General features: G+C 59.2%; 18 protein-coding genes. 10 read left to right on the top strand and 8 right to left on the bottom strand.

The genetic code is table 11. From position 1 onward, the window contains the following. Window positions 1–215: 215 nt before the first annotated feature. From HUW52_RS19865 to HUW52_RS19855, 3 genes are all read left to right on the top strand, one after another. The gene (locus HUW52_RS19865) at window positions 216–410 is read left to right on the top strand and encodes a hypothetical protein (RefSeq protein ID WP_016982943.1); all 195 of its coding nucleotides are present in this window, start codon (window positions 216–218) and stop codon (window positions 408–410) included. Window positions 411–460: 50 nt separating this feature from the next. Next, window positions 461–631 (top strand): hypothetical protein, encoded by a 171-nt coding sequence (locus HUW52_RS19860; protein WP_016982944.1) that lies wholly within the window; start codon window positions 461–463, stop codon window positions 629–631. A 254-nt stretch (window positions 632–885) separates the two neighbouring features. Beyond that, a complete protein-coding gene (locus tag HUW52_RS19855) occupies window positions 886–2,166 on the top strand; it encodes an HAAAP family serine/threonine permease (RefSeq protein ID WP_175555713.1) in 1,281 nt (426 codons plus the stop codon). 177 nt (window positions 2,167–2,343) lie between these two features. On the opposite strand, the gene acnB is transcribed toward HUW52_RS19855, so the two are convergent. Next, window positions 2,344–4,953 (bottom strand): bifunctional aconitate hydratase 2/2-methylisocitrate dehydratase, encoded by a 2,610-nt coding sequence (acnB, locus tag HUW52_RS19850; protein ID WP_175555712.1) that lies wholly within the window; start codon window positions 4,951–4,953, stop codon window positions 2,344–2,346. A gap of 468 nt (window positions 4,954–5,421) precedes the next feature. Between acnB and HUW52_RS19845 the strand changes: the two genes are divergently transcribed. Further along, window positions 5,422–5,892, top strand: a complete 471-nt coding sequence (locus tag HUW52_RS19845; protein ID WP_064117650.1) for a DUF1289 domain-containing protein — start codon at window positions 5,422–5,424, stop codon at window positions 5,890–5,892. Window positions 5,893–5,979: 87 nt separating this feature from the next. On the opposite strand, the gene HUW52_RS19840 is transcribed toward HUW52_RS19845, so the two are convergent. Next, on the bottom strand, window positions 5,980–6,843 hold the full coding sequence (locus HUW52_RS19840; RefSeq protein WP_016982948.1) for a universal stress protein: 864 nt from the start codon (window positions 6,841–6,843) through the stop codon (window positions 5,980–5,982). Between the two features lie 159 nt (window positions 6,844–7,002). On the opposite strand from HUW52_RS19840, the gene HUW52_RS19835 reads away from it, so the two are divergent. From HUW52_RS19835 to HUW52_RS19825, 3 genes are all read left to right on the top strand, one after another. Next, on the top strand, window positions 7,003–7,605 hold the full coding sequence (locus HUW52_RS19835) for a tRNA-(ms[2]io[6]A)-hydroxylase (RefSeq protein WP_016982950.1): 603 nt from the start codon (window positions 7,003–7,005) through the stop codon (window positions 7,603–7,605). A gap of 141 nt (window positions 7,606–7,746) precedes the next feature. Beyond that, entirely contained in the window at window positions 7,747–8,454 is a 708-nt protein-coding gene (locus HUW52_RS19830; protein ID WP_016982951.1) for a response regulator, read from the top strand. Next, window positions 8,455–9,741: an ATP-binding protein gene (locus HUW52_RS19825; protein WP_016982952.1), complete on the top strand. Its 1,287-nt coding sequence runs from the start codon at window positions 8,455–8,457 to the stop codon at window positions 9,739–9,741. A 132-nt stretch (window positions 9,742–9,873) separates the two neighbouring features. Here the strand turns inward: HUW52_RS19825 and HUW52_RS19820 are convergent, their stop codons facing one another. Together HUW52_RS19820 and HUW52_RS19815 are read right to left on the bottom strand one after the other, a co-directional pair. Then, window positions 9,874–12,066, bottom strand: coding sequence for a TonB-dependent siderophore receptor (locus HUW52_RS19820; RefSeq protein WP_175554659.1), 2,193 nt, complete (start codon window positions 12,064–12,066; stop codon window positions 9,874–9,876). A 230-nt stretch (window positions 12,067–12,296) separates the two neighbouring features. After that, the gene (locus tag HUW52_RS19815) at window positions 12,297–12,785 is read right to left on the bottom strand and encodes a GFA family protein (RefSeq protein ID WP_175554658.1); all 489 of its coding nucleotides are present in this window, start codon (window positions 12,783–12,785) and stop codon (window positions 12,297–12,299) included. Between the two features lie 138 nt (window positions 12,786–12,923). On the opposite strand from HUW52_RS19815, the gene glsB reads away from it, so the two are divergent. Both glsB and HUW52_RS19805 read left to right on the top strand, forming a co-directional pair. After that, window positions 12,924–13,832 carry a glutaminase B gene (gene glsB / locus HUW52_RS19810; RefSeq protein ID WP_016982955.1) on the top strand — a complete coding sequence of 303 codons (909 nt, stop codon included), beginning with the start codon at window positions 12,924–12,926 and terminating at the stop codon, window positions 13,830–13,832. A gap of 189 nt (window positions 13,833–14,021) precedes the next feature. After that, window positions 14,022–15,524: an aldehyde dehydrogenase family protein gene (locus HUW52_RS19805; protein ID WP_175554657.1), complete on the top strand. Its 1,503-nt coding sequence runs from the start codon at window positions 14,022–14,024 to the stop codon at window positions 15,522–15,524. Between the two features lie 88 nt (window positions 15,525–15,612). Here HUW52_RS19805 and HUW52_RS19800 read toward each other — a convergent pair whose 3' ends face one another. From HUW52_RS19800 to cynS, 3 genes are all read right to left on the bottom strand, one after another. Next, window positions 15,613–16,272: a carbonic anhydrase gene (locus HUW52_RS19800; protein WP_016982957.1), complete on the bottom strand. Its 660-nt coding sequence runs from the start codon at window positions 16,270–16,272 to the stop codon at window positions 15,613–15,615. A 12-nt stretch (window positions 16,273–16,284) separates the two neighbouring features. Beyond that, the gene (locus tag HUW52_RS19795) at window positions 16,285–16,521 is read right to left on the bottom strand and encodes a DUF2790 domain-containing protein (RefSeq protein ID WP_016982958.1); all 237 of its coding nucleotides are present in this window, start codon (window positions 16,519–16,521) and stop codon (window positions 16,285–16,287) included. A gap of 81 nt (window positions 16,522–16,602) precedes the next feature. Next, window positions 16,603–17,070 (bottom strand): cyanase, encoded by a 468-nt coding sequence (cynS, locus tag HUW52_RS19790; protein WP_175554656.1) that lies wholly within the window; start codon window positions 17,068–17,070, stop codon window positions 16,603–16,605. Between the two features lie 121 nt (window positions 17,071–17,191). Between cynS and cynR the strand changes: the two genes are divergently transcribed. Beyond that, window positions 17,192–18,079 carry a transcriptional regulator CynR gene (gene cynR / locus HUW52_RS19785; protein WP_016982960.1) on the top strand — a complete coding sequence of 296 codons (888 nt, stop codon included), beginning with the start codon at window positions 17,192–17,194 and terminating at the stop codon, window positions 18,077–18,079. A gap of 257 nt (window positions 18,080–18,336) precedes the next feature. Here the strand turns inward: cynR and HUW52_RS19780 are convergent, their stop codons facing one another. Next, entirely contained in the window at window positions 18,337–18,666 is a 330-nt protein-coding gene (locus HUW52_RS19780; RefSeq protein ID WP_016982961.1) for a hypothetical protein, read from the bottom strand. Between the last annotated feature and the right edge of the window lie 342 nt (window positions 18,667–19,008).

Genomic DNA, 19,008 nt, shown 5'->3' with positions numbered 1-19,008 from the left:
TCATCTCACGCTAGATCATGTGGGCCAAATTGAAAGGCACGGGTACTTGATCGCGAGGTGTTTTCTAAAAGATCTCTGTATGAGGCTGCCTACTTTACTCACGGATTTTGCCTACGAAACCGCCGGATTCATCCGCTATCTGGCGCGAGATGATTAGGAAATCATGAGGGCACAAAGCAGTCCGGCCAGTCACTGCCAATAGCCAAGGAAGGCGCATGCTTCAGGACGATCGCGAAAACCTGGAGCTCCAAAGGCTCCTGAATGAAACACGGAAACTCGTGGCAGAAAGACAAAAGCTTCTGGCGGAAGCAAAAAAGCTAAAGAGAGAGACGAGTTTTTATCCACTCGCGGTATTGGCTGGAGTGGTGACCGCAATCACTGCGGTAGTAGGCGTTTTTTTCAAGGTTTGAGTGATCACGCTTCACAACAGTCAGACCCATGACCCAAAAAGGAAATCAACATGAGCACATTTGACCGCAAGGCTATGATTGAACTATCGGACCGGGAGTACGATGAGTCGGTCGAAAGAATGCGTATCAAGGACAAGGACGATATGTATCCAATCTGGGGGATGCTGGCGTTCGGCATTTTTTGCATGTCGCTCGGATTCATCCTGGCACGATCAATCTGATCAAGTCCTCGCGATTGCATCAAACATTGGAGCTTGCCAGAAAACGACACAGTACCTACCTGTCACCGACAGTTATTTTCCCGAAAACGACACCCCACTGATCTGCTCCGCACAACCATTCCTCAGCTAAGTCTTTGCTTATGCTCATTTATCACGGAGAATCGCGCCCCTGTTTCGGCCGGAGCATGTCTGTCGGTTTTTTCCGACGCGTCCTGACCGAGTGGCAAGTGACCGGAATGCGGAGATCCGACCGGATGAATGATCAGGCCAATAGCGTCGAAGAGCGCTTTGATGCAGCAGCACCCGCTGAACTTTCGAGCTGGAATCGCCAGGACACCACCTGGATGTTGGGACTGTTTGGGACGGCCATCGGCGCCGGTACCCTGTTTTTACCGATCAACGCAGGTCTGGGTGGCTTCTGGCCGCTGGTGATCCTTGCGCTGCTCGCGTTCCCTATGACGTTCTTTGCACACCGTGGCTTGACCCGCTTCGTGCTGTCCGGTCGCGAGGGCGCCGACATCACTGAGGTGGTCGAGCAACATTTCGGCATCAAGGCCGGTGCACTGATCACGCTGCTGTACTTCTTCGCGATCTTCCCGATTCTGCTGATCTATAGCGTCGGTCTGACCAACACGGTCGCCAGTTTCCTCGAACACCAACTGCACATCACGCCACCACCGCGCGCGCTGCTGTCGTTCGTGTTGATCCTCGGCTTGCTGGCCGTGGTACGTTGCGGCGAGCAGGCGATCGTCAAGGCCATGAGCCTGATGGTCTATCCATTTATTGTCGCGCTGTTGTTCCTCGCCGTTTACCTCATTCCGCACTGGAACGGCGGCATCCTGACCACGGCATCGCAGGTGCCGGCGCCGTCCGCACTGCTGCATACGCTGTGGCTGGCGATTCCGGTGATGGTCTTCTCGTTCAACCACTCGCCGATCATCTCGGCATTTGCGGTTGATCAGAAACGTCGTTATGGCGTCCACGCTGAAGAGCGCAGCTCGCAGATCCTGTCCCGCGCACACGCGTTGATGGTGGTGATGGTGCTGTTCTTCGTGTTCAGCTGCGTACTGACGTTGTCGCCAGGGCAATTGGCGGAAGCCAAAGAGCAGAATCTGTCGATCCTGTCTTATCTGGCCAACCACTTCAGCAATCCGACCATCGCCTTTGCGGCACCGTTGATTGCGTTTGTGGCGATCTCCAAGTCGTTCCTCGGCCACTACATCGGTGCCAGCGAAGGCCTGAAAGGACTGATCGTCAAGAGCGGCAAACGGCCAGGCGCCAAGGCACTGGATCGCATTGTGGCGGCGTTCATGTTGGTGATTTGCTGGGTCGTGGCGACCCTGAACCCGAGCATTCTGGGCATGATCGAAACCGTCGGCGGCCCAGTCATCGCGGCGATTCTGTTCCTGATGCCGATGTATGCGATTCGCAAGGTTCCGGCGATGGCGCGCTATCGTGGCCAAGCGTCTAACGTGTTTGTTACGGCGGTAGGTCTGGTAGCGATTTCGGCACTGGTTTACAAGCTGACGATGTAACACGGATTCAATCGATAAAAACCGCTGTGCCTGCCCGGGCACAGCGGTTTTTTTTGGCTCGGGAGCTGAGCCTGCTCGCGAAAGCGGTGAGGCCTGAACAGGCAACCACCCTCCATCAGGCATAAAAAAACGCCGCTCATCTCACGATGGGCGGCGTTTTTTCATTGCGTTGCAACGTTAGGCTTGAACGACCGGGATATTGGCGTTCGCAGCAGCTTCACGGAACTCGGCGATCTGGTCGAAGGACAGGTAGCGGTAGATATCGGCCGCCATGCTGTCGATCTTGCCAGCGTATTCCATGTACTCCTCGACGGTCGGCAGGCGACCCAGGATCGAAGCCACGGACGCCAGCTCGGCCGAAGCCAGGTAGACGTTCGCGCCGTCGCCCAGACGGTTCGGGAAGTTACGGGTCGACGTCGACACCACGGTGCTGTTCGGCTCAACGCGTGCCTGGTTACCCATGCACAGCGAGCAGCCTGGCATTTCCATGCGTGCGCCAGCCTTGCCGTAGATGCCGTAGTAGCCTTCTTCGGTCAGTTGGTGAGCGTCCATTTTGGTCGGCGGCGACAGCCACAGACGGGTTGGCAGCTGACCCTTGACCTGATCCAGCAGTTTACCGGCAGCGCGGAAGTGACCGATGTTGGTCATGCACGAACCGATGAACACTTCGTCGATCTTCTCGCCAGCAACGCTGGACAGCAGACGGGCGTCGTCCGGATCGTTCGGCGCGCACAGTACCGGCTCGCTGATGTCGGCCAGATCGATTTCGATGACTTCGGCGTATTCGGCGTCGGCATCGGCTTCCATCAGTTCCGGGTTGGCCACCCAGGCTTCCATCGCTTGAGCGCGACGTTCCAGAGTACGCGCATCGCCGTAACCTTCGCCGATCATCCAGCGCAGCAGGGTGATGTTGGAGTTCAGGTACTCGGTGATCGACTCTTTCGACAGCTTGATGGTGCAACCGGCAGCCGAACGTTCGGCCGAGGCGTCGGACAGTTCGAACGCCTGCTCCAGGGTCAGACCTTCCAGACCTTCGATTTCCAGGATGCGGCCGGAGAAGGCGTTTTTCTTGCCTTTCTTCTCGACGGTCAGCAGACCGTTCTGGATGGCGAAGTACGGAATCGCATGAACCAGGTCACGCAGGGTGATGCCAGGCTTCATTTTGCCTTTGAAACGCACCAGGATCGATTCCGGCATGTCCAGCGGCATAACGCCGGTGGCAGCGGCAAACGCAACCAGACCGGAACCGGCCGGGAACGAAATGCCCATCGGGAAGCGGGTGTGCGAGTCACCACCGGTACCGACGGTGTCTGGCAGCAGCATGCGGTTCAGCCACGAGTGGATGATGCCGTCGCCCGGACGCAGGGAAACGCCGCCGCGGGTCATGATGAAGTCAGGCAGGGTGTGGTGGGTGGTCACGTCGATCGGCTTTGGATACGCCGCGGTGTGGCAGAACGACTGCATTACCAGATCAGCCGAGAAGCCCAGGCACGCCAGGTCTTTCAGTTCGTCACGGGTCATCGGACCAGTGGTGTCCTGAGAACCCACGGTGGTCATCTTCGGTTCGCAGTAGGTGCCAGGACGGATGCCTTTGCCTTCTGCCAGACCGCAGGCCTTGCCGACCATCTTCTGCGCCAGGGTGTAACCCTTGGTGCTTTCGATCGGTGCATCAGGCTTCTTGAACAGGTCGAACGGTGGCAGACCCAGTTCGGCGCGAGCCTTCTCGGTCAGGCCACGGCCGATGATCAGCGGGATACGGCCGCCGGCGCGGACTTCGTCCAACAGCACCGGGGTTTTCATTTCGAAGGTGGTCAGGACTTCGTCGGTGCCGTGTTTGCAGACTTTGCCAGCATGCGGGTACAGGTCGATCACGTCGCCCATGTTCATGTTGGAAACGTCGAACTCGATTGGCAGGGCGCCGGCATCTTCCATGGTGTTGTAGAAGATCGGAGCGATTTTGCTGCCGAAGCAGAAACCGCCAGCGCGCTTGTTCGGCACGTAAGGAACGTCGTCGCCGAAGAACCACAGTACCGAGTTGGTGGCCGATTTACGCGACGAACCGGTACCGACCACGTCACCGACGTAGGCGATCGGGAAGCCTTGACCGCGCATTTCTTCGATCTGCTTCATCGGGCCGATGGCGCCCTGCTGATCAGGAACGATGCCGTCACGGGCCATTTTCAGCATGGCCAGGGCGTGCAGCGGGATGTCTGGACGCGACCAGGCATCAGGAGCAGGGGAGAGGTCGTCGGTGTTGGTTTCGCCGGTTACCTTGAATACGCGCAGGCTGATCTTGTCGGCCAGGGTCGGACGGTTCTTGAACCACTCGCCGTCAGCCCACGATTGCAGCACGGCTTTAGCGTGAACGTTGCCGTTCTTGGCTTTTTCCGCGACGTCGTGGAACGCATCGAACATCAGCAGGGTGTGCTTGAGTTGCGCGGCAGCGACTGGCGCCAGCTCGGCGTCGTCCAGCAGGTCAACCAGAGTGACGATGTTGTAGCCGCCCTGCATGGTGCCGAGCAGTTCTACAGCGCGCTTTTTGTCCAGCAGAGGGGAGGATACTTCGCCCTTGGCCAGTGCAGACAGGAAGCCGGCTTTTACATAGGCCGCCTCGTCCACGCCTGGTGGAATGCGATTGGTGATCAGGTCAACGAGAAATTCTTCTTCGCCAGCCGGAGGGTTTTTCAGCAGCTCGACCAGGCCTGCTGTTTGTTCGGCGTTAAGCGGCTGGGGAACGATACCCAGGGCTGCACGCTCTTCGATATGTTTGCGGTAGGCTTCAAGCACAGTTATTACCCTCATCAGTGGTCCCAAATGGGTGTCCGGGACGCTCATCCCGAAATTGCCGTACTCATGCTCCTCACGACGTTGTGGGTCGTTCGGCCAGAATTACCGGCAATTCCTTACAGAAGCTGCTTTCAAAGTTTTACGCCTGCAGAACGGGGAGCTGATGAGGGTTGGCGCTGGATTTTTCCCCGCTGGAAAAATCCCTCGCCAACACCGCTCTGAAGGAACGACTGTGCTCGTGACGCTTTGAAAACAGCTTCTAACGGACATTGGCGCCTTAAAAGGCTGGCTGATTCTACGGCAAAAAAAATTTAAAGGTAAGTCGCGCTCTATTGGACTTTCGTGGCAATGCGCGCGGCCGGGGCAAACGCGCTGTGCGGCTGAGACCCTGATGTTTGAGGGGTGATCAATGCCCGACAAAGGGCTAACATGCCGACCTGTTCCGCGTTTCAGTGTTTTGCCTATCTTATGCCCAATCAGACCATCAAGACCCCCTGCGTCGGCCTCTGCTCCACTGTTTACGGTGATCTGGTGTGCCGTGGCTGCAAGCGTTTCCACCACGAAGTGATCCACTGGAATGGGTACAACGAGGAGGAAAAGCGCGCGGTATGGTTGCGTCTGGAGCAATTGCTGTCACAAGTGATGGCGGCCAAGGTCGAGATTTTCGATTCGGCGCGCCTGCGCGAGCAGCTGGAACAGCGCAAGATCCGCTTCGTGCCGCATCAGTCGGAATATTGCTGGGCGTATCAGCTGATCGCCCGTGGCGCGCGGGTGATCATTAATCTGGAAGCCTACGGGATGGTGTTGCTGCCGGAGTTTCGCGACTGGAACCTGCCGGAACTGCGCGATGCCATTGATCGGGAATTCTTCCTGCTGTCGGAAGCGCACTACCAGCGCTACATTGCCCCGGGCTTCTTGAAAGACGCCTTCGGCGCCTGAAGGTCAAAAGATCGCAGCGTGCCGCAGCTCCTACATGGGAATGCGTTCTACCTGTAGGAGCTGCCGAAGGCTGCGATCTTTTGATCTTTAATGTTTCACCGCCAACTCCACCAGATGATCCTCAACCTCCTGCGGCTTGAGCACCAGCACATCGCTCTCCAACTCGTCCAGCACCACTTCCGCCGTATTGCCGATCAACGCCCCGGACAGCCCGGTCCGCGCCACCGTGCCGATCACCGTCACCGCCGCTTGCAGCTTGTGCGCCATGAACGGAATCAACACATCCGCCGGGCCTTCCTCGATGTGCAGGTGCTCATCATCGACATCGAATTCCGCCTGAAACGCCCGACACTGCTCGCGATAGCGCGCTTCGATGGTTTCGCTAAGTTGCAGCGTCGGGTCGGCCGCCGACAGCATCGGCGACGGATGTGCAGCGATCACGTGCAGATGCGCCTTGGCCAGACTGGCGATGTCGTAGCCATGATCAATGATCGTCGTGTGCAGGTGCCGGTGCTCACCGTCGGCGTTGCCCACATCAACCGCCGCCAGAATCACCTTGTCCTTCCAGGAACCTGCGGTTTTCACCAGCAGCACCGGGGTAGGGCAGTGGCGCAAGAGCTTCCAGTCCGCCGGGGTCAGCAGGGCTTTTTTCAGTGAGCTGTCAGGAAAGTGCTGCTTGATCACCAGCCCGCAGCCTTCGGCCTGCTGCACATCGATGATGGTTTCGTGCAGGCTCTCGTTCCACGCCTGCTCGGTGGTCACGCTGTAGCCGTCGGCCACTAGCGCGGCTTTTAGCACACCGAGCATGCCTGCGTGGTCGTGCTTCTTGTCGCACACCAGCAGGTGTAGATGGGCCTGGGTCACGCCGGCGATCAACTTGGCGCGCTTGAGCGCCAGGCTTTCCGAATGTTCGGGTTCGATGACCACCAGAATGCTGCGAATGGCTTGCATGAGCGGAGTCTCCAGCAAAGAAAAGGCACGGCGTTGCACAACTATAGTTGCTGCTCGATCGTGCGCGACTTGATGCATATCAACGCGCGCGGCTGGTGGTCTGCGGACAGGCCGGTATAATCGGCGCCCTTCGCTCGAACACCTTTTACCGTGAGCCCCATGATCCTTCCCGAAATCCACGAATTCCTTGGCTGCCGCACCCCCGACGCCTGGGTTCAGGCCGCACTGGCCGATCAGGAAACCCTGCTGATCGACCACAAGAACTGCGAGTTCAAGGCTGCCAGCACCGCCCTGAGCCTGATTGCCAAGTACCATTCCCACGTCGACCTGATCAACATGATGTCGCGTCTGGCCCGGGAAGAACTGGTGCACCACGAGCAGGTCATGCGCATCATGAAACGGCGCAAGATCGAACTGCGCCAGCTCCACGCCGGCCGTTATGCCTCGGGCTTGCGCAAGGTGGTGCGCAGCCATGAACCGGTGAAACTGGTCGATACGCTGGTGGTTGGCGCGTTTATCGAAGCGCGCAGTTGCGAGCGTTTCGAAGCACTGGTACCGCATCTGGACGAAGAACTTGGCAAGTTCTACTTTGGTCTGCTGAAAAGCGAGGCGCGGCATTTTCAGGGTTATCTGAAACTCGCCTACCAGTATGGGGACGCGAAGGATATTGCTCAGGTCATCGACAAGGTCCGTGCCGCCGAGCAGGAACTGATCGAGTCGCCGGACGACGAGTTCCGCTTCCACAGCGGCGTCCCTGCATAAGATTGTTAAAAACTCTTAAGAGTATGAAACATCACCCAAAGCCGGCCCCAGTGGCCGGTTTTTGCTGCTTGAAACAAACGCCTGTGCCACGAAAGCCGCCATAATGCCGACCACTTCACACATAAGCGGCAGACGGACGTTATGGATAACCTGGGTTTTGGCAAAGTCCTGCTGGTGGAAGACGATGAGCGTCTGGCAGCGCTGATCGCACACTTTCTCGAACAGCACGGCTACGAAGTACGCACCGTGCTGCGCGGCGATCTGGCCGTGGCGGCCTTTCTCGAGTTCAAGCCGAACGTCGTGGTGCTCGACTTGATGTTGCCAGGGCAGAGCGGTTTGCACGTGTGCCGCGAGATTCGCAGTGTATCGGACACGCCGATTGTGATTCTGACTGCCAAGGAGGACGATCTCGACCACATTCTCGGCCTGGAATCCGGCGCGGATGACTATGTGATCAAGCCGATCAAGCCACCCGTATTGCTGGCCCGGTTGCGAGCATTGCAACGGCGACAGGTGCCGGACAGCAATGTGGTCAGTTTTCTGGAGTTCGGCCAGTTGAGCGTCGACCGCAGTTGTCGTGAAGTGCGTCTGGCGGGCGAGATCATCGAAATGACCACCATGGAATTCGAGCTGCTCTGGTTGCTGGCCAGCGCGGCCGGCAAAGTGCTGTCGCGCGACGATATTCTCAATCGCATGCGCGGGATTGCCTTCGACGGACTCAACCGCAGCGTCGACGTGTACATCAGCAAGTTGCGCAACAAGCTCAAGGACAACCCCCGCGAGCCGATGTGTATCAAGACCGTGTGGGGCAAGGGTTATCTGTTCAATCCGTTCGCGTGGGAGCTGTAGATGCTGCGGTTATTTCTCGGGTTGTTTCTGGTCATGACGATTGGTCTGGTGCTGGCGTTGCAGACGGTCGAACGCACCTTTGATGCCTTGCTCGATTATCAGATGCAGGACTACAACCGCGAGGCTGTGCGAGGGCAAGCGTGGACATTGGCTCAGCAGTTGCGTGACCTCGATGGCCCGGCCCGGGAAAACCAGCTGGAAACGATTCGCCCGCATTATGGCTTGGGCCTGACGCTGGTCGATGCGGGTGAACTGGCCCTGAGCGACGAGGAAAAAGCCGAGCTGGCCCAAGGGCTGCTGGTGATTCGTGACAAGTACACCCAGTACATTTCCGCGATTGACGATGGCCCGCAATTGCTCAGCATCCGCTTACCGGCCGAACCGAGTCTGATGCCGTTCTACATCGCCGGCGCCTACCTGATGATTGCCGTGCTGATCGGCTTCGTCCTGTTTTTCTGGGTGCGCCCGCACTGGCGTGACCTGGAGAAACTGCGCCTGGCCGCCGAGCGTTTCGGCGACAACGATCTGTCGGTGCGCATCCAGTTGTCGAAGCGCTCGAACATCCGCGATCTGGCCGAGCACTTCAACCTGATGGCAGCGCGCATCGAAGGGCTGATCGCCAATCAGCGCGAACTGACCAACGCTGTCTCCCACGAGCTGCGCACGCCGATTGCGCGGCTGTCGTTTGAACTCGATCAGCTCAAACAGCAATCGGACCCCAGCCAGAACCGCGAGCTGATTGCCGACATGTACGCCGACCTCGGCGAGCTGGAGGAAATGGTTTCGGAACTGCTGACCTACGCCAGCCTCGAGCGCGGCGCGACGGTGATCAAGCGTGAAAACATCCAGGCTGCCAATTGGCTCGACAGTGTGGTCGGCAGCGTGGCGCTGGAGGCAGAAGCGGCCGGTGTGCAGTTGTTGATTGGTGATTGCCGGCTCGACACCGTGCGCATCGAGCCCCGATTCATGGCGCGGGCGGTGATCAATCTGCTGCGCAATGCGATTCGTTATGCCGAGCAACGGGTTGAAGTGACGCTGGTGCGCAGCGGTGATTATTACGAAGTGCGGGTCAACGACGATGGGCCGGGCGTGCCGCTAGACGGGCGGGAGAAGATCTTTGAGCCGTTTTCGCGACTGGATGCCAGCCGGGATCGCCGCACCGGTGGGTTTGGTTTGGGGCTGGCGTTGGTGCGCCGGGTATCGCAGTCCCATGGCGGGCAGGTTGAAGTGGGCGATTCGCCTTGGGGCGGGGCGTCGTTTCGCATGACCTGGGCGCATCTGGATTAATGCTGGGGCCTGCACCGGCCTCTTCGCGAGCAAGCTCGCTCCCACAGTGATCTGCGGCGTTCACAAATCCAATGTGGGAGCGAGCCTGCACGCGAAGGCGCCATCCATGGCGCTGTTTATTTCAGCCCGGAATCAGAAATCCCACTTGGTGGTCAGCATCAAATTGCGCGGCTCACCGTAGAACGTCGTGTCGAAGTTGCCCAGACCCGTCAGGTAGCGCTTGTCGAACACGTTGTTGGCGTTGACCGTGAAGCTCAGGTGCTCGTTGTACTGATAGCGGCTCATCAGGTCGACGAGGGTGTAGCCGCCCTGTTTGATCCGCGTGTAGTCGCCGGCCGGGGCGCTGTAGATCTTGCCGTAGAACGCGCTCTGCCAGCTCACGCCGCCACCGACGGTGACCTTGTCCAGCACGCCGGGCAAACGGTAAGTGGTGAAGGTGCGCACCGTGTGCTCTGGTTTGGTGGTCGACAACGGATAACCGAACATGCGCTGGTCATCGGCATCACGGGTGCGCGCGAAGGTGTACCCGGCGGAGACGTTCCAGCCTGCGGCCAGCTCGCCGGCCAGTTCCAGCTCAACGCCTTTGGTGGTGGCGCCATCGATGGCTTTGTAGATGCCTTCGTTGGTCACCGCGTTGGTGCCGATCGACTCGGCAACGCCGTCCTGCTCGATGCGGAAGAACGCCAGGCTGGCGTTGAGGCGGCCGTCGAAATACGCCGCTTTCAAACCGGTTTCATAGCTGTCGCCCTCGACCGGCGCGAGGGTCGAGCCGTTGGCGTCTTTGTAGGTTTGCGGCTGATAGATGCTGGTGTAGCTGGCATACAGCGAGTAGGTGTCGTCGAGGTCATAAATCACCCCGGCGTACGGTGTAACAACACCGTGTTCCTTGTAACTGGTGTGGGTGTCGTCGAGGCCGGCGCCGGGGTTGTAGCGGTAGTCTTCGTTGTATTTGAACGTACTCAAGCGGCTGCCAAGGATGACCGACAGATCGTCGGTCGGGCGCAGGCGCGTGGCCAGATAAATGCCGTTCTGGCTCTGAGTGCGCTCGTACTTGCCGTTCTTCGGGAAATCCTGTTTCGGCAAATTGCCGTCCCAGTCGTAGATGCTCCCCGGCACTTCGGAAAACGCACTGGTGTCGTAGGTCGAACCGGTCTGGCGCGAGTGCGAGGTCATCACGCCGGCGATCAGTTCGTGCTCGCGACCACCCAGGGTGAACGGGCCGGAGACGTTGACGTCAGCGGTGTTCTGCACGCGATGACCTTCCCACCGTCCCCAATACATGAACATCCCTTCACCGCTGGCACGGTTCGGGTTGCCGCCGCTGGCCGAGGCCAGGCGCGTGTCGTGATCGGTGGTTTTCTGGTCGAGGCTGACCTTGAATCTCCAGTCGTTGGCCAGCGCCTGTTCCAAGGAGGCGAAGTAAGTGATGTTGTCGAAATCGCGGCGGCTCCAGTCAGCGGCGGAGTTGAAGTGGCGCCCGAAATCGGTTCGCCCGCCATCGGCGAAATACACCGGGTTGCCGGTCCACGACGAACCGCGTGGTGTGGTGCTGGATTTGTCGACGCCGAAGGTCAGCAGGGTGTCGTCGCTCAGGTCGGCTTCGAGGATGCCGTAGAACAGGTCTTTGCGCTGGCTGTAGTGATCGAGGTAGGAATTCTGATCGGAATAGGCACCGACGAATCGTCCGCGCACGTTGCCTGTGTCGGTCAGCGAGCCGGAAATATCACCCACGGTGCGGTAGGCATCCCACGAACCGACCGTGCCGCTGATTGAAGCCTTGAACTCTTTGGTCGGCTTCTTGCGGATCAGGTTGACCGTGGCCGACGGGTCGCCGGAACCGGTCATCAGGCCAGTGGCGCCTTTGATGATTTCGATGCGATCGATGCTCGCGGCGTCATCGCCGTTGTTCGGGTTCTCGCCGTACACGCCGTCGTAGGGAATGTTGATGCCATCGTACTGGAAGTTGGTGATCGCCAGGCCGCGGGCGGAAAATTCGGTACGGTCGCTGTCGTACTTCTGCATGGAAATGCCGGGGGTATTACGCAGCGCATCACCGACACTCTGCACGCCGCGATCGTCCATTTGCTGGCGAGTGATCACCGTCACAGATTGCGGGGTTTCGCGGATCGACAGCGGCAGGCCGGTGGCCGAGGACATAGCTCCGGTGGTGTAAGAACGGGTGTCTTCGGTAGTGGCGCCGAGGCCTTGGGCGGAAATGTTGGTGGCGCCCAGTTGCAAGGTCTGGTCGGTTTTTTCAGCGGCGTTGGCAGAAATGCTCAGCAGGGCCAGTGCCAACGGGCACAGGGCGAAACGGACGTGCGACATGGAGATCCCTTTGCATCGAATCGATCGGTAGTTGAAGTGCTTCTGAGGGGTTAACCGAACGAGTGCGGGAAAAGGGAACTGAACAGCTCAAAGATTTAAAGCCCTATGGAGTTGGTAATGTGGGAGCGAGCTTGCTCGCGAAGGCGCTGTGTCAGTCGATGCAAATACTGACTGTTACGCCGCCTTCGCGAGCAAGCTCGCTCCCACAGGGATATAGGTTTGCCATGCATCTATCGGGTCAAACCGAGGCGCTCATGCCATTGGGCGATGGACTCTTGGGGGTAGACGTCGAATTGTTTGTCTTTGGTTCTGGCCTCGACTTCGACCCAGGGTGCTTTCGAGCCGAGCATCAAATGCGTGTGTTCTGGCGGCACTGGCAACGGCGTGTCGATGGCCGAGGCAAACGGGTGGATCAGCTCCGGCCATTCCGGGCTGAACAGCCATAAGCCGCTGCCGCAGAGTGAACAGAAATGTCGTTCGGCGGTGCTGCGATGGGCGCGCTGGTCGCCGGCGTCTTTCATCTTCGCGTGGTAAATGCTGATGTGTTTGCTCCCGCGTACCTTGAGGCTGGTCGCGTCGCCGCCGAGGTTGATCGCATAACCGCCACTGCCCTGAGTCTTGCGGCAGATCGAGCAATAGCAGCGTTGATAAGGGTAGGGGTGGGCGCTGGTGAGGCTGAATGTAACCTCGCCGCAATGGCAGGAACCTTCGAGATGCATGGGGTGCTCTCCCGTTTTGAATGTGCGGTTGAGCCTAGAACACTCCGCGCGATTGCGGTCGGTGTGATTCGACGGGCGGGCGCAGCGTCTAGCCCCAGTGTCCCCGCAATCCCATGGGGCGAGACTTCGGAACCCGGCATGCAAGCGCTGTTGAACGAGATTCTTGACGCTGTCCGCCCACTGATCGGGCAGGGCAAGGTGGCTGACTATATTCCCGCCCTCGGCACCGTGCCGGCCAATCAGCTGGGCATCGCCGTGTACAGCAACGACGGCGAGATGTACTGCGCCGGTGACGCCGAGACACCGTTCTCGGTGCAGAGTATTTCCAAGGTGTTCAGCCTGGTGCAGGCGATCGATCATTCCGGCGAAGCGATCTGGGAACGCCTCGGCCACGAGCCGTCCGGGCAGCCGTTCAACTCGCTGGTGCAACTGGAATTCGAGCGCGGTCGGCCGCGTAATCCGTTCATCAACGCCGGCGCGCTGGTGATCTGCGACATCAACCAGTCGCGCTTTGCCGCGCCGACCCTGTCGATGCGTGATTTCGTCCGGCGCCTGTCAGGCAATCCGCAGATCATGATCGACGGCAAAGTCGCCGACTCCGAATACCAACACCGCGCGCGCAATGCGGCGATGGCGTATCTGATGCAGTCGTTCGGCAACTTTCACAACGACGTCGAAGCGGTGCTGCGCAGCTATTTCAGCCACTGCGCGTTGCGGATGAACTGCATCGATCTGGCGCGGGCGTTCTGCTTTCTGGCCAACGACGGTTTCTGCAAACACAGCGGCGAACAGATCCTGACGCGCCGGCAAACCCAGCAGGTCAACTCGATCATGGCCACCAGCGGGCTGTATGACGAGGCGGGCAACTTCGCGTATCGCGTTGGCTTGCCGGGCAAGAGCGGCGTCGGCGGCGGGATTGTCGCGGTGGTGCCGGGTCAGTTCACGGTGTGCGTGTGGTCGCCGGAGTTGAATGCGGCGGGGAATTCGCTGGCGGGCATGGCGGCGCTGGAGATGCTTAGCGCGCGGATTGGCTGGTCAGTCTTCTGACCCGGTCACACAAACACCACAAAACCCTGTGGGAGCGAGCTTGCTCGCGAAGGCGTCAGGTCAGCCAACATTGATCTATCAGATCCACCGCTTTCGCGAGCAAGCTCGCTCCCACAGGGTTAGCGGTTGCTTTGGAGGATTGTGTTCCTATACATTTTCCGGCCGCTCCCTGCATGGTGAATCCGCTTCATGTCTCTCGCGCTCGAACGTCTAGTCGCTGGCACGCCGATCCCTTTCGCTGGTAACCGCGTCACCGTGGTCAGCCCCGAACTGGCCGCGCGTTTTCAGCCCGGTGACCATTTGCTGGTGGAGCAGGTGAGTGGCGAGTTGCTGTTGATCCCCGTAGCGGATCAGCAAGCGGCGTCCGTGGCGATCGAGCGCGCAGCAGCGGCATTCACTGCGTTGTCGGCGGTGTCCGATGAGGCGATCAGCCAGTTTTTCGACCTGTTTGCGCAACGCCTGGAAACCCCGGAGTGCTGGGCGCACATCGCAGCCGCCAATCTTGCCGACATCCAACGGGCCAAGGCGCGTGGCCGCTCCACCACCCGACTGCTTGCCGATGAGCGCATGCGCGGCGATATGATTGCCGGCCTGCGCGCCTGGCGTGATGCCGCAGCCACGCGCGGCAAAGTCATCAGCAGCGTCGAGCATGACGGCTGGAAGGTCGAACAAGTGGTCTCGCCGCTGGGCATTGTCGCGTTTGTCTTTGAAGGTCGGCCGAACGTGTTCGCCGATGCGGCCGGTGTCTTGCGCACCGGCAACACCGCCGTGCTGCGCATCGGCAGCGATGCCTTGGGCACCGCGCAAGCCATCGTCACACACGCGCTGAATCCGGCGCTGGCCGATGCCGGTCTGCCGGCCGGTGCGGTGTCGTTGGTGGAAAGCGTCAATCATGCCGCCGGTTGGGCGATGTTTGCTGACCGGCGTTTGTCGCTGGCCGTCGCGCGCGGCTCGGGTCGTGCGGTCAGTCAGTTGGGCAGTATTGCCCAGCAGGCCGGCACCGCTGTCAGCCTGCACGGCACGGGGGGCGCGTGGTTGATTGCCGATCGTGATGCCGATGCCAAACGCTTTGCCGCAGTGGTACGCAACTCGCTGGACCGCAAGGTCTGCAATACGTTGAACGTGTGCCTGATCCAGCGTGATCGCGCGGCGGAACTGGTGCCGTTGTTTCTCGATGCGCTGCAGCAGGCCGGCATCGCGCGTGGCCAGGGCTGTAAATTGCACATCGTTGAAGGCAGTGAAAGTTGCCTGCCAAGTGAATGGCAAAACGCGACCGTCGAGGTTTATCGCGCTGAGGGTTATCAGACTGAAGCACTGGCTGAGCCCTTGGCGGAGTCGGCGCTGGGCCGCGAGTGGGAATGGGAAGAAACCCCGGAAGTCAGCCTGATGATTGTCGACGATCTGGATCAGGCGATTGCGCTGTTCAACCGCTACAGCCCGCAATTTACCGTGTCGTTGATCAGTGAAGATGCCGCCGTACAAGAGCGTTTTTACAACGCGGTGAATGCGCCGTTCGTGGGCAATGGCATTACCCGTTGGGTCGATGGGCAGTACGCGCTGAACAAGCCGGAACTGGGGCTTTCGAACTGGGAGAGTGGGCGCTTGTTTGCGCGCAGTGCGATTCTTTCCGGTGACGGTGTATTCACTGTTCGTAGCCGTATGTCCCAGGTCGATCTCACGGTAAAACGTTGATCTGGCGGACAATGATCGTTCCCACGCTCCAGCGTGGGAACGCAGCCCCTGAGGCATTCCCGCGCAGAGCGTGGGAACGATCAGTTGCTCAGGCGGCGTGGGTGGTTTGTGCATGGATCGCGCAAGTCGCCGGTTGCTCGGCCAGCGGCACAAACGTGCGGCGGTCCGAGGACAGTGCATCGATCGAGCCGGTCTCGATGTCATACACCCAGCCGTGCAGGTTCAGCAGGCCTTTCTCCTGAGCCAGACGCACACTCGGGTGGGTCTGAATGTTCGCCAGTTGCGCGATCACGTTTTCCCGCACCATCGAACTCAATTTCGCCGCGTCATTGGCATGTGATCGCGCCTCGTTAACCACTTTCGCCGACTCGGCATGCTGCAACCAGCCGCTGACCGCAGGTAGGTGATCCATGCATTTGCACTGAGCAATCGCGGTCATCGCGCCGCAGTCCGAATGCCCGCAAATCACGATATCGGTCACGCCAAGCACCGCCACGGCGTATTCCACCGTCGCTGAAACCCCGCCCGGGTGCGGGCTGTAGGACGGCACGATATTGCCGGCGTTACGGATCACGAACAGCTCGCCGGGTTCTTGTTGGGTCAGCAGTTCCGGCACGACACGGCTGTCGGAACAGGTGATGAACAAGGTGCCGGGCTGTTGCGTGGTCGCCAGGTGTTTGAACAGTTCGGTGCGTTGCGGAAACGCTTCGTTCTGGAATTTCAGGAAGCCATCAATCAGGTTTTTCATGGTGTTGTCCTCTCAGTTCGAGCAACCGCTGCCGAATTCGCTGTATTGAAGAATGTGTTTGCCGCCGTGGCTGTCCAGATACGTCATCTCCACCGGCACCACGCCACACACGTCGGCAACCGGGGTAATGCTCAGCACTTGGTCGATATCCAGTTGCATGCCGTAGCGGTAGGCGACGGCCTCGTCAGCGGCAGATGCCTGGGCGCAAACGCCGCCGAGCAGGGCCAGAATCAACAGAATTTTTTGCATGGGGCAGCCTCCAGATGTGTTGGGTGACGGGTAGCCATTCGAGGTGGGTTGGCCCGCACGCAGGGTGCGGGCCGGTGCGGATCAGAACGGACGCAGGGGCAGGAACTTGCCGTCGAGGGTGACCACGGCGCGGGAGCCGCCTTCCGGGTCTTCGATTTTCTTGATGTCGAGTTTGAAGTTGATCGCGCTGATGATGCCGTCGCCGAACTGTTCGTGAACCAAGGCTTTGAGGGTGGTGCCGTAGATCTGGATCATCTCGTGGAAGCGGTAGATGGTCGGGTCGGTCGGCACACCGCTGAGGCTGCCACGCAGCGGGATGATCTGCATCGCCGCGACGTCTTCAGCGCTCAGTTCGAGCTTGTCACCGACCACTTGGGCGGCGTTTTCCGGCAGCGGGTGCTGGCCGAGCAGGGCGGCGGTGACGTATGCCAGGCTGAGGCCAGTGCCGTCGGCCAGATCCTGCCACGACAGATCTTTGCGTGCCTTGGCGTCGAGAACGCGGGTGGTCAGGGCCAGGCTGGTGTCGTTGTAGGCGTGGGACTGTTGCATGGTGTCACTCCTTTCAGGGGTTGGCTTGCTGTGTGGGATTGATCTTCTGCCGATTGATCCATAGCGTCCAAGACCGATATACAATGCTTGGCATAAGTACTGCCTATAGAAGGTGATTCCCATGCTGCTGCGACATTTGCGTTATCTGCTGGCCGTTGCCGATCACGGCGGCTTTACCCGTGCCGCCGAGGCGTTGCATGTGTCGCAGCCGACCCTGTCGCAGCAGATTCGCCAACTGGAGGAAACCCTTGGGGTGAGCTTGTTTGATCGCACTTCGCGTACGGTCAAACCCACCGATGCCGGCGAGGCCTATATCGAATGCGCGCGGCGGGTGCTGGTGGAGCTGGAGGCGGGTAAACGCGCGTTGCATGACGTGAAGGATTTGTCTCGCGGGACGTTACGTCTGGCGATGACGCCGACGTTCATGGCCTATCTGGTCGGGCCATTGGTACGCGATTTTGCCGCGCGGTATCCGGGGATTCATTTGCAGATTTTCGAGCTGTCGATGGACGACATCGAGGCGGGGCTGGCGGATGACTCGCTGGATATTGCGATTGCGTTTACGCCGGTGCGCAGTCCGGAGATCGAGTGCATTCCGGCGTTTACCGAAACCTTGGGGATCATGGTCGGGCGTGAGCATCCGCTGTATGACAGTACGTTGGTGCTGACGCCGGAAGACATCGCTTCGCTGAATTTCGCCTTGCTGGCGCCGGACTTTATTACGCGGTTATCGGTTGATGAGTATTTCCGGCAGCACGGGATTACGCCGCAGGTGCGGATCGAGGTGAACTCGGTGAGTACGTTGCTGGAAGTGGTGCGGCATTCGCCGCTGGCGACGATGTTGCCGCAGGCTATTGCGACGGAGGATCGGGCGTTGCGCCGGTTGCGCGTGGAGAGTGAAGCGCCGCAGCGTGGAGCGGCGTTGTTGCGGCGGCGCAATAATTATCACAGTGCGGCGGCGGTGGCGTTTGTGGAATTGGTGTTGGACATGGGAAGCCCCTCACCCTAACCCTCTCCCAGTGGGAGAGGGGACTGACCGAGGGATGTTGGACGAATACGCCGACCTGAAAGTGCTCTGCTGAATCCAAAATCAACTCGGTGTGTCCGGTTGACGGATGACTTTATACAACTCGATCGGCTCCCTCTCCCTCGGGAGAGGGCTGGGGTGAGGGGCAAAAATTCCAGTCACGCCAAATCAATGCAAGCGAACAAAAAAAGGCCTGCTTCCTTTAAGGAAGCAGGCCTTTCAATTATTTGATGACTAACTCAGCAGAACCGATCAATCACCCGAACTTCATTGTGGTTCTGCATCGAATCCCACGCCTGTTTCAGCGTTTGCAGAACATTACCGATGAAGTCCTTGTCGGCCGCGGCTTTCTTGCCAACATAACCGTGGCCGCGACGGTACATCTTCAGGCGGGCCAGCAAGTTCTGATGGTTGCGGTCGAACTCTTCTTCGCCAGCATGGGGCGCCAGGCAGTCGATATGCACTTGGCCCGACTTGCTGATCCACAGAATATGGCTGTCGTGGCTGTCTTTTTGCGCAGCGAACATACGAGCCAGTTCTTCGATAGTTGGTTGATTGTTCAAATTCATGATTTTGCCCCTTGACCAGTCTGGTGATCTTTCAAAGTTGATTCGCTAATACAGGTAGCCCATCGGTTAGTTGATCCCTGGCACCGAAACCAGGACGTCAGCGCTCGCCCGTGTGAAGTACGGGGTCGTGCATCTGTTGCATGTAGTCGTGTTGAATAACTGCTACGCAATAGCGTCACAACGAGGAGAAGCAGCGAAAACCGGGAGGCTCCTTGACGACATTTACCGTGTCGACCACAAGCGTCTTGAGAATTTTCGCCAGCGCTTCTCGTCCTTGTACTGGACGTTCAGGCCAGGTCAGCTTCTTCAATCTGCCTTGTGGGCAGCGTGTATCCGGAAAAA

The sequence above is a fragment of the Pseudomonas sp. 43A genome (assembly GCF_013363935.1).
GTDB classification, from domain to species: domain Bacteria; phylum Pseudomonadota; class Gammaproteobacteria; order Pseudomonadales; family Pseudomonadaceae; genus Aquipseudomonas; species Aquipseudomonas crudilactis.
The sequence above is the reverse complement of the archived record's forward strand: the minus strand, read 5'-3'. Positions and strand labels throughout refer to the sequence as shown.

Coding starts and splice junctions, on each gene's coding strand:
- HUW52_RS19840 (WP_016982948.1), bottom strand. CDS start 6,843: ATGCAAGCCATTCGCAGCATTCTGGTGGTCATCGAACCCGAACATTCG.
- cynS (WP_175554656.1), bottom strand. CDS start 17,070: ATGCAACAGTCCCACGCCTACAACGACACCAGCCTGGCCCTGACCACC.
- glsB (WP_016982955.1), top strand. CDS start 12,924: ATGCAAGCGCTGTTGAACGAGATTCTTGACGCTGTCCGCCCACTGATC.
- HUW52_RS19815 (WP_175554658.1), bottom strand. CDS start 12,785: ATGCATCTCGAAGGTTCCTGCCATTGCGGCGAGGTTACATTCAGCCTC.
- HUW52_RS19800 (WP_016982957.1), bottom strand. CDS start 16,272: ATGAAAAACCTGATTGATGGCTTCCTGAAATTCCAGAACGAAGCGTTT.
- HUW52_RS19865 (WP_016982943.1), top strand. CDS start 216: ATGCTTCAGGACGATCGCGAAAACCTGGAGCTCCAAAGGCTCCTGAAT.
- HUW52_RS19795 (WP_016982958.1), bottom strand. CDS start 16,521: ATGCAAAAAATTCTGTTGATTCTGGCCCTGCTCGGCGGCGTTTGCGCC.
- HUW52_RS19830 (WP_016982951.1), top strand. CDS start 7,747: ATGGATAACCTGGGTTTTGGCAAAGTCCTGCTGGTGGAAGACGATGAG.
- cynR (WP_016982960.1), top strand. CDS start 17,192: ATGCTGCTGCGACATTTGCGTTATCTGCTGGCCGTTGCCGATCACGGC.
- HUW52_RS19845 (WP_064117650.1), top strand. CDS start 5,422: ATGCCCAATCAGACCATCAAGACCCCCTGCGTCGGCCTCTGCTCCACT.
- HUW52_RS19780 (WP_016982961.1), bottom strand. CDS start 18,666: ATGAATTTGAACAATCAACCAACTATCGAAGAACTGGCTCGTATGTTC.
- HUW52_RS19820 (WP_175554659.1), bottom strand. CDS start 12,066: ATGTCGCACGTCCGTTTCGCCCTGTGCCCGTTGGCACTGGCCCTGCTG.
- HUW52_RS19825 (WP_016982952.1), top strand. CDS start 8,455: ATGCTGCGGTTATTTCTCGGGTTGTTTCTGGTCATGACGATTGGTCTG.
- HUW52_RS19860 (WP_016982944.1), top strand. CDS start 461: ATGAGCACATTTGACCGCAAGGCTATGATTGAACTATCGGACCGGGAG.
- HUW52_RS19855 (WP_175555713.1), top strand. CDS start 886: ATGAATGATCAGGCCAATAGCGTCGAAGAGCGCTTTGATGCAGCAGCA.
- HUW52_RS19835 (WP_016982950.1), top strand. CDS start 7,003: ATGATCCTTCCCGAAATCCACGAATTCCTTGGCTGCCGCACCCCCGAC.
- HUW52_RS19805 (WP_175554657.1), top strand. CDS start 14,022: ATGTCTCTCGCGCTCGAACGTCTAGTCGCTGGCACGCCGATCCCTTTC.